We start from the raw sequence: 2,652 nt of genomic DNA, 5'->3' as shown, positions 1-2,652 counted from the left end.
CACAGCTCATCCGGCACCAGCCGCTCGACGATCCCCACACCCGCAGGCTACCGAACGAACCAAATGAGATGACCTGTTAGGACCGTGATGGCGAGCCACCCACTCAGCTCAGCCACGCCCTCCTCCCAGGGACGGCCTCGCCGTCCGTACCGGGCAAGAAGGCCTGTCTGTACTAGGGCCTGTGCGCCTGCGGCAGCCGAACCGGGGCCCTGCTATGCGGCGAACCCGATGTTGGTGACGTACTCGTACTGGCCCCACTCGGAGCCGAGGTCCACCACCGCGTCACTGACCCAGGCGTCATCCATGGCCTCTTCGTCGTCGTTGGCCCATGCCTCGACGATGCGGTCCCAGTGGCGCACGTTGAGCGTGCGGTAGGAGACCACGCGCTGGCGGGGCCGGCCGACCTGGGACTGATTGAGCGGATGGAACTCCACGCGGGTGCCGCGGCCTTCACGGTTGAGGCGCGCGAGCAGATAGCGGGCGACATTCTGCCGGCGCACCATGCGGTAGGCCGCCTGGATGCGCGCCAGGTTCTTCCTCGACGGACTGCGCTTGCCGTCCAGCCACGCCCTGAGCGTGCGGTCGGTGACGGTCAGGCCGGCCTCGCGGGCCGCCTGACGGGCGTGGTCGGTGCGGGTGAGGTAGTGCAGACGGGCGAGCAGGCCACGACGTGCCGTGATCGGCGTGGCGACGAAGCCGGCGAGCGCATCGAGTTGGCGAGCGACGGCCTCGTGTCCCTTGATGCCACGGGCACCGTATGTGCCGAACTCGATATTCCTCTCCGGCACCACCGTCTCCTCAGCCTGCGTACATTTGACAGAACCGCGAGCGCACGTATCTCTGAGCGTGTGTCAAGGTTACCGGCTTCCGAGACGCGAAAGTACAGCCTCACGATGGCTGGAGACAGGTCGGGACAGCAGAATTGCAGCCCGCACTGCCCCGATATCACTCCGCTTTGAACTGCGCCGTCGCTCGCCCTTTCGCGCGGTCCGGCCCTTGCCGTACATTCTGCCCTGCCGGCACGGCAGTCCTGTGCGGTGATGTGGCGTTCACGTCAGCGAGCGCACTTTGATTCCGCGTCTGCGCAGGTAGGCCCGGTTGCTGCGGGAGTCGTACGCCTTATCGGCCCGCACCCGGTCAGGTCGTCGGCGAGGCCGTCCAGGGCCGAGTCGGGGCACCCGTATCGCCGGCAGACCGGGTCCGCAATCGTCACAAATTCGGCTCCCGGGGCGGTCGGCCTCCGAAGTTCGACAAGACCGACTACCGCGAGCGGCATGCTGTCGAGTGCGGGATCAATCGCGTCAAGCGTCACAGGGCCGTGGCCACGAGATACGACAAGCTCGCGGTCCGATACGAGGCGACCGTGCTGGTCGCAGTCCTCAACGAGTGGCTGTGACATAGGAGGCCGGCGTGCCGACGTCTCCCCGAATGCCCTGCCCCACGGCCCGGCCGGAGATAGGGTCCGGATGTGCGTTGATCTCTTGGGCGGCGGCCCTGTGCAGCCGCAGACGGTGCAGGGCGCCTCTCGAACAAGGGGCCGCCCCAGCAGGCATACCCGTCATCACCCCAGCGGAGATCCACACCATGACTGCTCAGCAGCCTTTCACCTACGACGCACTCGTTGAACTCGCCGCCGCCGACCCAGCCGTCGTCGGCCTCGTCCTTAAAGGCTCCCGAGCTCACGACGGCATGATCACCCGACACTCCGACCACGATCTGTACGTGGTCCTCGCCGACGACGCCACGACGGATCTCACCCGGTTCGCCGGCCACCGCACCGCCGAGCTGGACCTCGTCATCATCTCCCTCACCGAGTTCCGCGCAGCCGGAATGCCCGGCTTTGAACGCTACGCCCTCGCCCGAGCCCACGTCGTGCTCGACCGGCTCGATGGAGGCATCGCCCGGATCCTCGCCGACAAGGCGCGCCTGGATGCAGATGAGGCATTCCAAAGTGCCAGTGGCTGGCTCGACGCCTACGCCAACTCGCTCTACCGCTCCATCAAGAACCACCGGGACGGCCAGGCCCTGGCCGCTCGCCTGGACGCCGCCGACAGCATCCGGTTCCTGCTCGAGCTGCTCTTCGCCATCGACCGCCGCCCCCGCCCCTACAACAAGTACCTGGAATGGGAGCTTGCCCGACATCCACTGCCGGGCTGGGACACCGACATGTTGCTCCGTGCCGTGGACCACATCTCGGCAACAGGCGACCCGTCCCTGCAGCGGCACCTGTTCGCCCTTGTCGAGGCGGCAGCCCGAGAGGCCGGACACAGCGAGGTACTGGAGGCATGGGGCGAGGACCTGGACCTCATGAGACCGCAATAAGAGACGGAGAGATTCCCTGCGGCCGTGGCCTACAGCCGCAGGCGATGCCGAGACTTTCGCAACGGGCCGTAGTCGGTCCTAGTCCGTGGCGGCGGGTGTGCCGACGGTGTAGACGTCCTTGACCTTCATCTCGGTGACGCCGCGGCCCTCGGGGAAGACCGCGCCCCAGTCTCCGATCACGTGCAGCTCGTCGGTGCCCATCGCGCGGACGACCATGAGGCCCTCGTCGTACGCGCGGTGCGCCTTCCACCACAGGTTCACGAAGGCCTGGGAGCGGATGAGGTGCATCCAGTCGGTGCGGTAGATCTCCCGGTTGTAGTTCGACTCCCC

2 protein-coding genes and 2 pseudogenes are annotated in these 2,652 nt (G+C 67.0%); 2 read left to right on the top strand and 2 right to left on the bottom strand.

What is annotated here, in order from left to right; genetic code table 11:
- Positions 1 to 212 precede the first annotated feature (212 nt).
- Positions 213 to 788: a transcriptional regulator gene (locus tag IE318_RS07205; RefSeq protein ID WP_189897687.1), complete on the bottom strand. Its 576-nt coding sequence runs from the start codon at positions 786 to 788 to the stop codon at positions 213 to 215.
- A 401-nt stretch (positions 789 to 1,189) separates the two neighbouring features.
- Between IE318_RS07205 and IE318_RS46845 the strand changes: the two are divergent.
- A pseudogene (locus IE318_RS46845) lies at positions 1,190 to 1,396 on the top strand (IS5 family transposase); the annotation flags it as partial.
- A gap of 188 nt (positions 1,397 to 1,584) precedes the next feature.
- Entirely contained in the window at positions 1,585 to 2,322 is a 738-nt protein-coding gene (locus IE318_RS07190; RefSeq protein ID WP_189897685.1) for a hypothetical protein, read from the top strand.
- A 78-nt stretch (positions 2,323 to 2,400) separates the two neighbouring features.
- Here the strand turns inward: IE318_RS07190 and IE318_RS07185 are convergent.
- Positions 2,401 to 2,652, bottom strand: a pseudogene (locus IE318_RS07185) (transcriptional regulator); the annotation flags it as partial.

It is taken from the genome of Streptomyces spiralis, assembly GCF_014654675.1.
In the GTDB taxonomy this organism is placed as follows: domain Bacteria; phylum Actinomycetota; class Actinomycetes; order Streptomycetales; family Streptomycetaceae; genus Streptomyces; species Streptomyces spiralis.
Note: the sequence above shows the minus strand (reverse complement) of the source record. Positions and strands in the feature narration are given on the sequence as shown.